11 protein-coding genes are annotated in these 13,112 nt (G+C 61.8%); 4 read left to right on the top strand and 7 right to left on the bottom strand.

Translation table 11 applies throughout. The features are described 5' to 3' along the window. Nucleotides 1-36 precede the first annotated feature (36 nt). Genes ACTAQJ_RS01185 through ACTAQJ_RS01175 form a run of 3 tightly spaced genes read right to left on the bottom strand, consistent with a single transcriptional unit; the run spans nucleotide 37 to nucleotide 3,955 of the window. Nucleotides 37-1,137: an NADH:flavin oxidoreductase/NADH oxidase gene (locus tag ACTAQJ_RS01185; protein WP_498700139.1), complete on the bottom strand. Its 1,101-nt coding sequence runs from the start codon at nucleotides 1,135-1,137 to the stop codon at nucleotides 37-39. Continuing rightward, complete coding sequence (locus ACTAQJ_RS01180; protein WP_498700137.1) at nucleotides 1,137-2,138, bottom strand: co-chaperone YbbN; 1,002 nt, start codon at nucleotides 2,136-2,138, stop codon at nucleotides 1,137-1,139. Before ACTAQJ_RS01180 ends, ACTAQJ_RS01185 begins: the two co-directional genes overlap by 1 nt. Nucleotides 2,139-2,176: 38 nt before the next feature. Continuing rightward, on the bottom strand, nucleotides 2,177-3,955 hold the full coding sequence (locus tag ACTAQJ_RS01175; RefSeq protein ID WP_498700135.1) for a DUF8094 domain-containing protein: 1,779 nt from the start codon (nucleotides 3,953-3,955) through the stop codon (nucleotides 2,177-2,179). 168 nt (nucleotides 3,956-4,123) lie between these two features. On the opposite strand from ACTAQJ_RS01175, the gene ACTAQJ_RS01170 reads away from it, so the two are divergent. Further along, nucleotides 4,124-5,416 carry an AI-2E family transporter gene (locus ACTAQJ_RS01170; protein ID WP_498700133.1) on the top strand — a complete coding sequence of 431 codons (1,293 nt, stop codon included), beginning with the start codon at nucleotides 4,124-4,126 and terminating at the stop codon, nucleotides 5,414-5,416. Nucleotides 5,417-5,430: 14 nt separating this feature from the next. Here the strand turns inward: ACTAQJ_RS01170 and ACTAQJ_RS01165 are convergent, their stop codons facing one another. Continuing rightward, nucleotides 5,431-6,228 (bottom strand): alpha/beta hydrolase, encoded by a 798-nt coding sequence (locus ACTAQJ_RS01165; RefSeq protein WP_498700131.1) that lies wholly within the window; start codon nucleotides 6,226-6,228, stop codon nucleotides 5,431-5,433. A gap of 32 nt (nucleotides 6,229-6,260) precedes the next feature. Continuing rightward, the gene (locus tag ACTAQJ_RS01160; protein ID WP_224090942.1) at nucleotides 6,261-6,605 is read right to left on the bottom strand and encodes an Rv1322 family protein; all 345 of its coding nucleotides are present in this window, start codon (nucleotides 6,603-6,605) and stop codon (nucleotides 6,261-6,263) included. Between the two features lie 49 nt (nucleotides 6,606-6,654). Between ACTAQJ_RS01160 and nucS the strand changes: the two genes are divergently transcribed. From nucS to ACTAQJ_RS01145, 3 genes are all read left to right on the top strand, one after another. Continuing rightward, complete coding sequence (nucS, locus tag ACTAQJ_RS01155) at nucleotides 6,655-7,350, top strand: endonuclease NucS (RefSeq protein ID WP_498700128.1); 696 nt, start codon at nucleotides 6,655-6,657, stop codon at nucleotides 7,348-7,350. A gap of 59 nt (nucleotides 7,351-7,409) precedes the next feature. Further along, nucleotides 7,410-8,657 (top strand): N-acetylglucosamine-6-phosphate deacetylase, encoded by a 1,248-nt coding sequence (locus tag ACTAQJ_RS01150; protein ID WP_498700125.1) that lies wholly within the window; start codon nucleotides 7,410-7,412, stop codon nucleotides 8,655-8,657. 279 nt (nucleotides 8,658-8,936) lie between these two features. After that, the gene (locus ACTAQJ_RS01145; RefSeq protein WP_018776337.1) at nucleotides 8,937-9,140 is read left to right on the top strand and encodes a cold-shock protein; all 204 of its coding nucleotides are present in this window, start codon (nucleotides 8,937-8,939) and stop codon (nucleotides 9,138-9,140) included. Nucleotides 9,141-9,315: 175 nt separating this feature from the next. On the opposite strand, the gene ACTAQJ_RS01140 is transcribed toward ACTAQJ_RS01145, so the two are convergent. Then, nucleotides 9,316-11,829 (bottom strand): phosphatidylglycerol lysyltransferase domain-containing protein, encoded by a 2,514-nt coding sequence (locus ACTAQJ_RS01140; RefSeq protein ID WP_498700124.1) that lies wholly within the window; start codon nucleotides 11,827-11,829, stop codon nucleotides 9,316-9,318. Further along, complete coding sequence (locus ACTAQJ_RS01135; RefSeq protein WP_498700121.1) at nucleotides 11,811-13,109, bottom strand: alpha/beta hydrolase; 1,299 nt, start codon at nucleotides 13,107-13,109, stop codon at nucleotides 11,811-11,813. The genes ACTAQJ_RS01140 and ACTAQJ_RS01135 overlap by 19 nt, the downstream gene beginning before the upstream one ends. Nucleotides 13,110-13,112: the final 3 nt, after the last annotated feature.

The raw sequence follows: 13,112 nt of genomic DNA, 5'->3' as shown, positions 1-13,112 counted from the left end.
CAGCCTAGCCCCGGCTTCCAGTGGTGCCGGGACGTGCTAGAAGCCGTGGCGGGGTATGGCTCTCTGGTACTGCGGAACCCAGGAAATTTCGTGTCCGAGCTCATAAGCCGCCCTGAGCCACCAGTGCGGATCGCGCAGCGCTGCCCGGGCCATGAAGACCGCATCGGCACGTCCATTCGCCACGATATCCTCGGCCTGGGTGGCACTGGTGAGCAGGCCCACCGCACCGGTGAGTACACCGGCGTCGCGTTTTACTTGTTCCGCGAATCCAGCCTGGTACCCGGGAGCGGGTCTGATCTGCTGGTGGGCTACTGCCCCACCGCTGGAGACGTCCACGAGGTCGACGCCGTGTTCGGATGCCGCTTTGGCCAGGCGGACAGAGGCATCAACATCCACTCCCCCTTCAGCCCAATCAGTTGCGGAAATCCGCAACAACAGTGGCATGGAATCCGGAATGACCTCCCTCACTGCGTCCACGACCGCGAGCATCAACCGGTTCCGCCCTTCCTCGGCGCCACCCCACCTGTCCGTACGGGTGTTGATAAGGGGGCTTTGGAACTGGTGAAGCAGATACCCGTGCGCGCCGTGGATTTCCACGGTGTCAAACCCGATGGCCACAGCCCGGGCGGCCGCAGCTGCAAAGTCTGAAATGACTCCCTGGATGTCTTCTTCGCTCATGGCTTCCGGGGCTGCATAGCCGTCGTAGGGCTGTTGCGTAGGACCAAAAGTGACCCAGCCGCCGTCGGATGCTGGAACGGAACCGTTCCGGTCCGAGAACGGCCAGTAAGTCGACGCTTTACGCCCGGCGTGCGCGAGCTGGGCGCCGATCTTGCAGTCGACGGCGCCGTGCTGGTGAACGAAGTGGACAATCCGCTCCCAGCCAGCTGCCTGCTCATCGGAGTACAGTCCGGCGTCCCTGGGGCTGATCCGGCCGGAGGCATTCACCGCAGCAGCTTCACTCAGGATCAATGCAGCACCACCGGCGGCAAAGGATCCGAGGTGCATCAAGTGCCAGTCGTTGGGTACGCCTTCACCTGTTTCGGGGGTGCAACTGTACTGGCACATGGGTGAAACCCACCCACGGTGCGCAATGCTCAGCGAACGGAGCTGCAGGGGCGTAAACAGCGCCGAGGGCACTAGAACAGAACCCTCGCAAGTCCTTGACGGGCTTTGGCCACCCGCTCGTCCGACGTGCCCACTACCTCGAAAAGTTCAAGCAGGCGTAGACGGGCGGTCTCGCGCTCGGGACCGAAATTCCGGCCGATGAAGGCAATGATGCGGTTGAATCCATCCTCGATGTGCCCACCGGAGATATCGAGGTCGGCCACGCCCAACTGGGCCTGCACATTATCGGGCTCCTGTGCGGCCAGCTCCCGGAGGTTTTCAGCTTCGGGAGCTGAGATCTTCTCAAGCCGGGCCATCAGCTCCACCTGGGCCAAGCCTGCCTTGGCGTCGGCGTCTGCAGGCATTTCCAGTAGTGCCTGCTTATAGGCCGCGGCTGCTCCCGCGTAGTCTCCGGCCTCGATAGCATCGATGGCTGCTTGGTGGAGGGGAGGTAGCGGTGCTGGTTCCGCTTCGCCCTCCGGCGCAGCATCGCCGATGCTCCCGGTGACGCCATTGGCCGCTGCCACCTTGAGCAGTTCATCAACGAGGGCACGGATCTGCTCGTCGTCGGCAGGACCCTGGAAAAGCGGGACGGGCTGGCCTTTGACGACGGCGACTGCCGTAGGTACAGCCTGGACCTGGAAGGCCTGTGCCAGTTGAGGGAACGCATCCACGTCAGCGGCAGCAAGAACCAACCGGCCACCGTAGCTTTCGACGACGCGCTGGGCAGCGTCAAGGACGGCCGGAGATTCGGCTGCATAGCGTGACCAGAGAAGGAAGAGCACAGGTATCTGGGCGGACAACTGCACCAGATCCTGGAAATTAGTTTCGGTAGCGTCCACGCGAAGGGGCGCACGTCCCGATTCGGCACCGCCTGATTCAACGGATTCCGGACTATCGGAATCGGTCGGCACGCCTGTGGGCGGCGACTGTGGCGGAGCGGCGGGCCGGCGCAACGACGAGAGGTCGACGGCGCCGCGCAGGTTGAGCTGGCTGGCAGCGGCTGGAGTGGGTCGGTATCCGGGCGAACTCATACCGTCCACTCTAGCCGCTGCCTTGCCAAGGGCATGTCCTACTTGAAGCTGGCTCCCACGAGTCCCCGGGTAGCCGCCACAAGCTTCATGGGATCAGCCGAACCTGCCGGCGGAATGTAAACCGCCACGGACTCGGCGAAGTTCAGGACCATGCCGGTGGTGGTTTCCTTGCCGCCGGCGAAGACAGCGGAGTCGTCCTCAAGAATGAGTTTGTCCCCTGCCGCTTTCGGCGTCCCTTCGAACGCGAAGTCCAGACGTCCCACAACCAGGGCGCCGCCATCAGCTGTGCGCAGCACCACGGTCTGGTTGTTCACGGGGGTGTGGGAGAACTTGAAGTTGGCACTGGTCCCGTTCTTCACGGTGTCTGCCTGGTAGGCAAGGGCACCGGCGATGTACGGCGAGGATTGACCATCAGCCAGCTTGCTCCTGTTAGGCGAGTCAGGAGTTGTCAGCATCTCGCCAAGGATTCCCAAGGCTTCGTTGCCGCTGTAAGCCAGCCCGGTCTTATCGTCAGCTGCCGCAGGAGCGGTTCCGTCACGGGGAACGGGGAACGACGGGAAGTTGGTGCCCGGCTGCAACGGAGCGCTGCCCCAGAGCTTGTAGTTTTCCCGTGGTGAGAGCTGAACCAACGTCAGGACCTGGGGCACAACGTTACCCTCGCCTTGGGTCAAGGCAAAGACGGTACGGGGCCAGTCGCGCTTGGTACTGATGACGCTGCTCTGGAGCTTGGTGGCACGAACCGGCATGCGGGGCTCGTAAGCAGACACCGTGGAGCGGATCTTGTAGTTCTGGGTGCGGACCTGGAGTTCCATCTTGTCTACCCGCGGCGCGAGCTTTGCAGCATCCTTGGCGGCATCCGCTGCGTCTACAGTGCTGGCAACCTGCTCCAGGATGCGCTGCAGTTGCGATTCGAGCATCACAGGTGCTGCGTCCCCTTCCGTCGAAGCGGAAGAAGAGGGGCTGGAAGTGTTCGAAGGCTTAGGGGTGGACGTTGCCTGGGCAGCGATCGCCGAACTTCCCACAAGCGCGGTAGCGAGCGCCGCGGCAACGGCAGTAATGCGCAGGCTTGTGCCTTCTGCTCCAGCGCCCCGGCCGCCATCAGCCTTGCCGGGCGGCGCCTGAACGGGCAGGGAGGTGGTTTCCCCGCCACTATGCGGTCCACCGAAGTCATCATCCTTGCGGTGCTCATCGCCCTTGCGGCGGTTGCTGATGGCCTTGGTAATGAACGGGAGGGCTACTCCGGCAAGCATGATGATAATGCCAAGCACGATGAGCGGCACAGCCCATGGTGTGGTTGCGTTATTGGGGAAAGTCATCGAGATTGACGACGGCGCAGGCTTGGTTCCGTCGCTGGCTACCAGGAGGGACCACTCGCCTCCAGCAGGCGGGTTCCAGGTGTAGTCCAGCTCTCCGCTGGCGTCTTCTGTGTTAACCCACAAATCCGAACCAACAGGAGAGGGAGCAGTTGCCTCGCCATCAGTGGAGGCCACCTCAAGGGACTTCTGGTCCTGGGAGACTCCAGTCAGGGTGTTGTGGGCAGTTTTCCCCACCCAGGCTTCGACGTCGTCCGGGCGGCCCGTAGCGACGATGAAGTTGCCTTCACCCTGGATCTTGATCTTCACCGGCCCGTCATGGAGGGCGATCAACTTTTGGTCGATCACGGTCAGCGGGGCAGCTTTTGTGCCACTGGGAACCGAGGCCGTCACGGTCTCGGCGGGGGCCCAGAAAGTCAGCTGGCCAATGCCGGCCAGCATCGTCAGCAGGCCCAGCAGCACCAGCGAGGCTGCAGTCTTCAAACGCACAGGATCACCTATCATCAGCGGTCGTTGAACTTCAAGGGTAACCGTTTTGTTATCAAAGAGTCAGATCGGCCCATCCCGACGGAGACGTCTTCTCCCCTGCAATGGCGCCGCTAAGGACGGATTCCGGGCTCCTGATAGTGTGGCGATGATCATGATAATCGGTAGAAAAGGCAGCAGAACCGCGTGAAAGACCACTTGGAGCCCCGTCCCATCGATGAGTCAGGGTCAACTGTGGTGGACGCCCCCGCGGATGGGACCTCCGCTACTGTTCCGGTCCGCACCGGACGCCTGGCCGCAATAGCCCGCAAGCTGAGGCAACCCATTCCGGGAGCCCGCACGCGGGTCCGTTTTGAGATGCCGCCCGAGGACGAGGCCGTTGCCACAGCGGAGGGCATCCAGGCCGACGAGGACAACGATTTTGGCGCTCCTGGTCCCCGCATGTCATCCCAGCACCCGTTATATGTGGGCTTCATGGGCACCGCCGGGGTCGGCGTGGCCCTGCTGGTCTTTTACATCGCCAGCAATACCACCCAGCTGATCCTATGGATTGTTGCCGCGCTCTTCATCGCCCTCGGGCTGGATCCGGTAGTCCGATGGCTTGAGAGCCGAAAGGTCCCGCGCCCCGGCGGCATCCTGATATCTGTCTCTGTCCTGGTCCTTGCGGTTGCCGGGTTCTTTGCAACGTTGATTCCCACCATCGTGGAACAGGTTTCCGAGATCGTAAGGCAGGCGCCGGACTGGATACGGGGCTTCCTCGACTCGGATTTCTTCCGGACCGTGGACAGCCAGTTCGGCATTCGCGACCGCATCACTACCGAGCTGGACAAGTTCGTCAAGGATCCCGAAGCCATGGGTGGCATCTTCGGCGGCGTGGTGGGCTTCGGTTCCACCGTGGCCAACGGATTGTTCGGCACGCTGATTGTGCTGGTGCTTAGCCTGTACTTCCTGGCTGCCCTGCCATCCATGAAGAAATGGGCCTACCGCCTGGCACCGAGGTCGCGCCGCCCCCGCGTCGAGGCACTTTCGGAAGCGATTACCGACTCAGTAGGTAACTACGTGATTGGCCAGGCCTGCGTCGCCCTGCTGAACGCATTCTTTGCCTTCATCGTCATGAGCATCCTCGGCATTCCGTTCAGCGTCCTGCTTGCCTTCGTGGTGGCTCTGTTGGCCTTCATCCCGCTGGTTGGCGGCATGATCGCCGCCGTCGTGGTTATCCTCGTGGCGCTCACAGCCGGTTGGCAAACAGCCGTGATCTACGCGATCGCCTACTTTGCCTACCTGCAGTTCGAGGCCTATTTCATCTCGCCGCGTATCATGCAGCGGGCAGTGGCCGTGCCGGGCGCGGTGGCCGTGATCTCAGTTATCGCCGGCGGAAGCCTGCTGGGTGTCCTGGGTGCGTTGATTGCCATTCCGACAGCGGCGGCCATCATGCTGCTGATCAAGGAAGTCTTCATTATGCGCCAAGACAGGCACTGATTTTCCCCGTCTACTCATGCCGCGTTGGCGACCGGGCCCGCCCACTCACGTGGCAGACCGTCCACGCCGGCACCTGCCGGAGTGACGTCGTCGACGATTTCGTCCAGGACACGCGCTGCGTACTTCTCCCCCACCCACAGGTGCTTGGCGCCATCGACGCCCACCAGCCGGGCTTGAGGTACCAGGCTGAAGCGTTGGGCTGCCTCCGCGGGTCGAAGGTAATCGTCGTGTTCCGGAACCAACACGGTCAGCGGTTTGCCGGAGGCTGCCCACTCCTTGAGGTGGACGTCCGTTGCGCGGTGGAGTGGAGGAGACAGGAGGACCGCGCCCTCGATCTGGGACGCCACAGGTTCAACTGCGCCGTACATCAGCGCCAGTTCCGTCCCGAACGACCAACCCACCAACCACCGGTTCGGCAGGCCGCGCTCAACGGCGAAACGGACGGCTGCTTCGACGTCGTAACGCTCACCGATGCCCTCTTCAAACTGGCCCTGGCTGGTACCGCGCGGTGAGTGCGTGCCACGGGTATTGAACCTCAGGACCGCCACACCTGCCAGCGCCGGCAGCCTGTAGGAAGCCTTGCGGTAGACATGGGAGTCCATGAAGCCGCCATGGGTCGGCAGCGGATGGAGGGTGATCAACGTTGCGGTAATCTCCCCCGACTCCGGCAAGGCGAGTTCGCCCAGCAAGAGTTTTCCGTCTTCAGTGGTGAATTCCACATTCTCCCGACGCGCGGGAAGGACGGTGGAGGCCCGGATCGCCGAGGGAGCATCCTGCGCAGTGAAAACGAACGAGGCGGGGTCGAAAGTCATGCCTCCAAGCCTAAGGGAACCAGCGGGACTGGTCAGCGATACCGGTAGGTTCGTGACGTCCAGCAGTTGGTGTGCCAATGCCTGCGCTCGGCCAGTCCGGCGGCTTCGCCAAAGAGGTGATTGTCCGACCACACCACCAGATGTGCGATACCCGGGAGGATGGCTGTCGAGCAGCCTGGGCAGATGTACTGCTTCTCCGCCTTCCGCGCCGTCATGGTACGCACCATCCAGTCACCATCCGGGGCGCTTTCCCTGCGCGCAATCCCCGCCCTTGCCCTTTCCAGATCCAGTTCCGGGGCCTCGTCTGCCCACTTGCCGGCAGGTTTGTTCGAACGTGTGCTGGCGGCGTTGCGACGAGGGCGGTTGGAACGGGGCATGATTCCATTCTGCCCCAGCCACCGGCCGCCACCGGGTAAGGTAAGGCGGGTGCGACTCGTCATAGCCCGTTGTTCTGTTGATTATGTTGGCCGTCTCAAGGCCCACCTCCCCCTCGCCACCAGGCTCTTGCTGGTCAAGGCCGACGGCTCGGTGCTGGTGCACTCCGACGGCGGCTCGTACAAGCCGTTGAACTGGATGAGCCCACCGGCCACGCTACGCGTAACGTCCCCTGAGGAAACCGAGGTGGAAGAGGGCGTGGTTGAGCAGTGGACCGTGCAGTCGGCCAAGACCGATGACCGGCTCATCATCAACATCTACGAGCAACTGCATGACACCTCCCATGACCTGGGTGTTGATCCCGGACTGATCAAGGACGGCGTGGAAGCTGACCTGCAACGCCTGCTGGCAGAACAGATCGAGACCCTCGGGACCGGATACTCACTCATCCGCCGGGAGTACTTCACCGCCATCGGCCCCGTTGACATCCTTGCCCGGGACGCAACCGGCGCCACGGTGGCGATTGAGCTGAAGCGGCGCGGCGACATCGACGGCGTCGAGCAGCTGACGCGGTATCTGGAACTGCTGAACCGGGATCCACTGCTGGCGCCGGTCCGTGGGATTTTTGCAGCCCAGCAGATCAAGCCCCAAGCCAAGGTCCTGGCCAACGACCGCGGAATTGACTGCATAACGCTGGACTACGACGCCATGCGCGGCGTGGATGACAGCGACTCCCGGCTCTTCTGATTTTTTCCTGTTCTCGCTCTCTCCCTCTGGGGGAACCGCAGGCCACTAGAATCAGAGTCATGACTGCCGCAGACCATTTCGCCCATTCTTCCGCGCCCAGCCAACAAATCCTCACGGGAACACTCGTAAGTGACGGCGTGGTGGTGGAAGACGGCCTCCTGGCCATCGACGGCGACCGCATCGCCTACGCAGGGCCGGCGGACGGCTTTGACGTGGATGAGTTTGAAGGCTTCGGGCACGCCATACGCATCGGTGCGCCCAGCGGCCATTTCATCTTCCCTGGTTTGGTAGATGTCCACTGCCACGGCGGAAATGGTGGTGACTTTCCAGGCGGGGAGGAGGCCTCGGCCCGTAGAGCAGCCGAGTTCCTGCACCGCTCCGGCACCACAACTTTCCTCGCGAGCATGGTTACGGCGCCGCGTGAGGACCTCCTTCGCGGGATCGAACTCTATGTGAAGCTCGTCGATGAAGGTCTTGTGGCCGGCATCCACTTGGAGGGACCCTTCCTCTCCCATGCACGATGCGGCGCGCAGAACCCGGACTACCTGCTGGAGCCGGACCTGGACCTCATGAACGAACTCGTGGGCGCTGCCGCCGGCAAACTTGCCACTATGACGTATGCCCCGGAATTGCCGGGGGCCGCTGCCTTGGTGGACTTAATGACCTTCCACGGCGTGACGCCATCGTTGGGTCACACGGATTGCGACGACGCCACTGCCGCTGCTTCGTTGGCTGCCGCCCGCGAGGGACTGGAATCAGCAGGGTTCGACGGCGTCAGCTCGCTGCCGACGGTGACGCACCTTTTCAATGGGATGCCACCTATGCACCACCGAGCGCCAGGCCCCGTTGCTGCTTGCTTGCGGGCCGCCCAGGCGGGAAAAGCGGTAGTGGAACTCATCGCCGACGACACCCATTTGGACCCCGGCACCGTGGCTACTGTCTTTCAGTTGGTGGGCGCCAGCAACATTCTCCTGGTGACCGATTCAATGGCCGCTGCGGGGCTTTCGGACGGAAACTATATGCTCGGGCCTTCGCCGGTGACCGTCAGCAATGGCGTGGCAACCCTGGATGCAACTGGTTCCATCGCAGGCGGCACCGCCACGCTCCTGGAAGTGGTCCGCAAGACAGTGGCGGCCGGCGTCGCCCTTCCGGACGCCATCTGTTCGGCGACTGCAGTGCCTGCAGCCATTCTTGGACTCTCTGACGAGGTGGGTGGATTGCGCCGCGGCCTTCGCGCTGACGTTGTTACTACCGATCAGGAACTCGGCCTTACTGCAGTCATGCGTAACGGACAGTGGCTGGCTTAGGACAATCAGACCACGGTGAATTGCGGTTGTCCGCGTTACCTTCTTTTTACCGAAAATTTTCCCGAATTGCCTTAAAGACCGTTGACCTCCGGGACGGCACATGAAAGTGTTGTAGCAGTCTTTGTGTAGGTGGTTTTCATGCTCGCAAGACGAGTTGCGAGCGTGAAGCTCCTGCGAAACCAGACAGGCCCAGCCTGGACGGAATCCGGATCTTCTCGCGGAGTAACAAGGGCCGGTACGAGGTGTATCGGACTGATGTTCCATAATGAGGAGAAATACATGGCACTGGGAACCGTCAAGTGGTTCAACGCTGAAAAGGGCTTCGGCTTCATCACCCCGGATGACTCGGATGGGGATGTTTTCGTTCACTACTCTGAGATCCAGACCGGTGGTTTCAAGACCCTCGATGAGAACCAGCGCGTTCAGTTCGAGATCGGTCAGGGCGCCAAGGGCCCCCAGGCAACCGGCGTTACGGTCGTCTAGTCTTACCTGTTGATTTGTTTGTTGCAGTTTCAACAAACTCGTTGGTCCCGGCTTTCCAGCCGGGACCAACGTGTTTAACAGTCGGAATGCTTGATGAAATGTCCGATATTTCGACAACTCTTGTTACAAACCGTGAAGAAATGCTAAACGGCTTCCGAGAATAGGCGTTGTCAATTCAAGCAACCAGTGTTCGCAGTAGTCTGGCAGATTGTCGCACAGACAATCCCGGAAGGTATGCGCGGCTCAACGCCCTGCCTATTGCCGGCAGGTGCAACGGCTCCTGGTAATACATGTACAAAGTTCGGTAGTCGGGTTGGAAACGTGACTTAAAGGAAGCCAGGGATCGGAAACCATAGACAGGTTCCAGCGCCTGTCCAACCAGGTCCAGCATGCCGGCAAGTCCCTCGGCCTGCTGATCAATCTCGTCCTTCTCCCGCGCCAACGGCGAACCGGAGAGCGAGATAACCTCCACCGACTCCCTGAGATGGAGGATGGCCGAGGCAATCAGGAATTCCATCACTCCCGGGAAGGCATCCCCGCGGCGACGCATGAAGTCCAAAGTCCAGCTGACAACACTGCCGTTCCGGTAGACAGGAAGCCAGCTGGTGACCCCATAAACGAACCCTTCTGCATCGGTGGCGACGCAGCACAACACGTCAGGATCTTCAAGCTCATCCAGACCACCCAACGTGAATCCCATTTCAGGTACGCGTTTTTGAGCAGCCCACTCTTCGGACACCTCGCCCACCTGCGCACGCAGAGCATGGGGCAGCGCGTCATAGCGACCCCATGTGGCGGTGATCCCCATCTTTGCCGCCCGGTTGAGGGATGTCCTGACGTTCTGCCACTCCTTGCCGCGGAACTCCAAGCCCCGGATTCTCAACCGGGTTTCCTGCGCGACAGCGACCCTTCGAAAACCGCGGGCCTGAAGCATGGGCCACAACTCATCCGTACATGAGTAGAGGCAAGGTATCAGGGCATGCTGGGAGCAGAAATCAAGGAATCCCCCAGCAGTCTCTACATGGTGCTCCCCTGCTCCCAGGGGACCCGCCAATGTCAGGGCGACATGGCCGTGCTGCTGGTATGCCACTCCCCCCGTACCGCCAGGATTGAACCAATATTTGTTCGGCTCCCACAGCGCCATCCACGACAACGAATCACCTCCGGCTTTCACCAGCTCACGTGCGCGGTCCCGCCCTTGATGGTCCAGGCCAGCCGCATGATGGCCTCGGATGAGGAGTATCCAGACTCCAATCAACGCCACAAGCCAGAAGACGGTCCCGGAGTAGGAGAACAGAAAGACTTCAAAAGCGTCGCGCTCAGCAAAGACCTTGCGGTAGACGCTGGGCAATGGAACCGGCAGGTATTGCCGGGCGAGCTCCGCACCCAAACCCAGCAAGCCGCCGTCGCGCGTCATGCCGCCCGAAGCCAGCCACACGGCGGTGTATGCAAGCGCCAGGGACGCGCCGGTGAGGCCAACCAACCAAAAGACACGCCGCCGCAAACGGGCAGAGGATTCGACACGGAAGTGTCCACGATAAGCGAACAAGAGGACCGCCAGGGTCAGCGGAACCAAGACCAAGGGGATCAGATGCACAACTGCCGGGTTCACCATCGCCGCTTGACGCCCCGGGGGCATGGGAATGCCCGCGAAAAGGCTCAAGTAGACGGTCGAAAGGGCCACGACAACCAACTGGACACCGATCGCTATCCCCAGTGCCAGGCGCCGTCCACGTCGCATGCCGTCGGCACAAATGAGCAGCAACACCACGGGCACAACAGCAAGTGCCAGGCCAAAGGGGCCCGTGTAGCCCTGACGGCTTAGCTCGAGGCAAGCCACGTCAATGGTCCCGCCGCAATTGCTTTCCAGTTGACTCAGCGTGGGGAGCGGGTTCAGGATGACATCCCGCAGCAAGGCCAGAGGTCCCGAAGGGCTCTTGGCTGCAGCGGTCAGAATGGGGCCGGCAGCGAAAATGGCCATGGTGAGGGCCAGCAGGTTCCGGACTTCACGGCCCGTGGAGCGGTGCAAGTGAAGGTGTCCCTGGCTGCTCTGGGTCCACCACGCAGCCCCCAAGCCCAACAAGGCTCCCACAAGCCCCATTAGGGTCTCGGCGTGTCCGATGTACAGCACCAGCAGCAGGGAAAGGGAGAGGACCACGGTCCTCAATCGTCGTTGCCAAAGCGTTGGCAGCAAGGCACTGGCTGCAAGCGCTGTGGCGATCAAGGCACCATAGGGTCCTATCAGCCGGGTATCCACCATCCTGGAAATCCAACCATCATCCAGGTACCGCGCCACCTGGGTGACCAGGAGGAAGGCCGCAACGCATGCAAACTGGCTGCCCAGGAAGACTCCGGCCGTCCGGAAGAAGCCGAAACGCCGCTCTGCGAGCCCCAACAGGAACAGGATCATGAGCGCTGCGGTGACGAACGCCAGCAAGTTGGTAGTGAAGAACAATGACGTCCAGATAGACCACCACTCCCCCGACCGCAGCCCGGCCAGGGTCACGCCCGCCACGGGCAGCAATGATTCTGCAGGACCCCCAAGGATGCTTCCGGACACAATGGACACGACTACGAACAACGCAAGCACGAGTGTGGTGAAGGGAGTGGCACGGAGATGTTTGGCCGTTTGCCTCAAGACGGGCTGCACGACGCCTTTCAGGGCAAGGCTCACTGGACTATTCCCCATCGGGAAGACAAGAAATCCAGGGCATCAGGCATACCCCGGACCACAGCATCCCACGAGTGGCCGGCGCGCTGGATGGAGTGTGCCTGGGTGGTAAATCCCGCTGCGGTTCCAGCGTCAGCAAGAACGTGCATGTAGTCGGTGAACTCGGTGTCCGTAGCGCCTGCCGCCAAGTACAGGCCATTGCCTGCGTAATCCCGCTGCTGCATCAAAAACAATGGGGTCCTTGACTCGAAAGCGGCCACGTCGCCGTCGAACGAGTCTGCGATCGTCTTATTCCGGTCCTTCGCCAGCGACGGCTCCCGCTCAGCGGAAAAACCCACTATCGAAGTGAACAATTCGGGATGCTTTGTTCCCATCTGTACCGCGCAGGTACCGCCGAACGAAAAACCACCCACTGCCCACAGTCGGTGATCGTTTGATACTTCCAAGGTGGAGCTGATCCAAGCAGGTACGTCCTGGGAGAGGTAGGTGTCAGCCTGCGCGATGCGGCTGTCCATGCATAGGGTGTTGGCGCTTCCCGAGCCGTTTGGGTCCACCACGACCGCGACGGGGGCGATGCCGCCATGGGCTTCAGCGAACCTGTCCAGTTGGGCACGGAGTTGGCCCCCGGTTAACCAATCGGCCGGGCCACCGGGTTGGCCTGAAAAGAGCACCAGCACCGGCAAGCTTGGCCGTGCTGCGGTTTGATAGGCCGGAGGCAGGTAGATGTAGGCTTCACGTGCTGTGAAGCCGGCTGCGTTTCCCGGGATTTGAGCCTTCCGGAGGATGCCGCCCCGCGGGATTGACTCGGGAGCTTTCCAAACCGACGGCGCAGGTCCCGGCTTGCTGCCTGGAGCGCGTTGAAGGCTGTCCTCCAAGGGCTGGATACGGGCGACGGCCGTACCAAGAAGGTCCGCCACTGTGTTGTTCAGTCCGAAGTACACGTTTATTTGGACGACGCTCAAGAGAACTACGCCCAGCATCGCTGCCAGGCCGCCGGCACGACTTTTCCAGGTTGCGCGGGGAAAGCGCGTCGCAAACAGCAGAGCGGCGGCGACAGCCGGAACCGACCACGCCAGGGTCTCAAAGGGAAGATTTTCCGAGAAGATGGCCAAAAGATCAACCAGCACCCAGTGGGCCAGCGCCACAACGACAACGCCACCCGCCACGCAGGCTGCGACGGCCAGTGGCCAGGAACGCTGACGCCTCCACAGAAGGTACGCCGCTCCCGCCACACCGCCGATAATGCTCAACCACAGGAATGGTCCATCAACAAGGCTGATGTCCAGAAGAAAATCCATGGG

It is taken from the genome of Arthrobacter sp. alpha11c (assembly GCF_054149985.1).
This window is presented reverse-complemented; position numbering and strand designations above follow the sequence as displayed.